Annotated in this window: 2 protein-coding genes; both read left to right on the plus strand. The window is 71.6% G+C overall.

All coding sequences use genetic code 11. The features are described from left to right. Positions 1-306: hypothetical protein (locus tag GGR16_RS26050; protein WP_183319153.1), on the plus strand; the 306-nt coding region annotated here is incomplete at its 5' end. Beyond that, positions 306-947, plus strand: coding sequence for a hypothetical protein (locus tag GGR16_RS26055; protein ID WP_183319155.1), 642 nt, complete (start codon positions 306-308; stop codon positions 945-947). The genes GGR16_RS26050 and GGR16_RS26055, both read left to right, overlap by 1 nt. Positions 948-1,082 lie beyond the last annotated feature (135 nt).

The raw sequence follows: 1,082 nt of genomic DNA on the forward strand, positions 1-1,082 counted from the left end.
GCGGGCTCGACCCTCGCGGCGGGCACCTACGCGCCCAACTTCGGCGCCGGCCTCAACTTCCACAATGTCGTCGCCGGCAACATCACGATCGGCAATCCCAGCAATGCCAAGGCAGGACAGACCGGCCTGATCGTCCTTCAGCAGGACACGACGGGTGGCAGAACGGTGGCGTTCGGCTCGGCATGGCGTTTTGCCAACGGGAATGCCCCGAGCATCAACACGGCCGCCAGCCGCACCAACGTCATCGCCTATCAGGTGCTGCACAGCGGGTTCGTGATCGGCTCCAGCATTGCGGGGCTGGTGTGATGCTCCCCGGTCTCGCCAATGCCCTCCTCGTCGGCGGCAGCGTCGTGCCGGGCTCTGCGGCGTTCACGTCGCCGGGCACCTCTCAATGGGTGGTCCCGCCCTACAACACCCTGCGCGTCCGCGTTTGGGGCGCGGGCGGATCCGGCAGCGCGACCTGGGCGGGCACGAGCTACGACGGCGCCAACGGTGGCCCGTCGTCGTGCGGCGCCGTCTCCGCCGGCGGCGGCCAAGGTGGGCGGCGCTATGCCGGCGGCTACGGCGCGGGCGGCACCGGCGGCACGGGCACGACTGCGAACGGCGGCGCCGGCACCGCCGGCTATGCCTATACCGGCGGCCACGGTGGCCATGCTCCTAGCGGTGGCGCGGGCACGCCGGGCACCTCCGGCCAGGGCGTGTGGTCGGCCAATGGCGGCTATCCGGGCGGCGGATCAGGTGGCGTCGTGGGCTATGGCGCCGCGGCCGGTGGCGGCGGCGGTGCGGGCGGCTATTCGGATGTCACATTCACGGCCGGAGCGCCGGGGGCGCCGGTGCCCGGAGAAACCCTGACGGTTGTGGTCGGCACAGGCGGCGCACCGATCTCCGATGGCTGGGAACAATCCGGCCAGGGCGGACACGGCCGCGTGCTGACGGATTGGAGCTGATGCGATGGCGCTTGCGATCTTGAAGAACGGAGCGTGGGAACGCTGGGACGGCTGGCTCGACGAGGCCCGCCACAACACGCTGGACGTTGAGCGCTGCTGGTCGCCGGCCGAGCTGGAGGACGCGGGGCTCGCCGT

The organism is Chelatococcus caeni (assembly GCF_014196925.1).
In the GTDB taxonomy this organism is placed as follows: domain Bacteria; phylum Pseudomonadota; class Alphaproteobacteria; order Rhizobiales; family Beijerinckiaceae; genus Chelatococcus_A; species Chelatococcus_A caeni.

Excerpts from the sequence above, each read along its gene's own strand:
- GGR16_RS26055 (WP_183319155.1), top strand. The coding sequence starts at position 306 with ATGCTCCCCGGTCTCGCCAATGCCCTCCTCGTCGGCGGCAGCGTCGTG.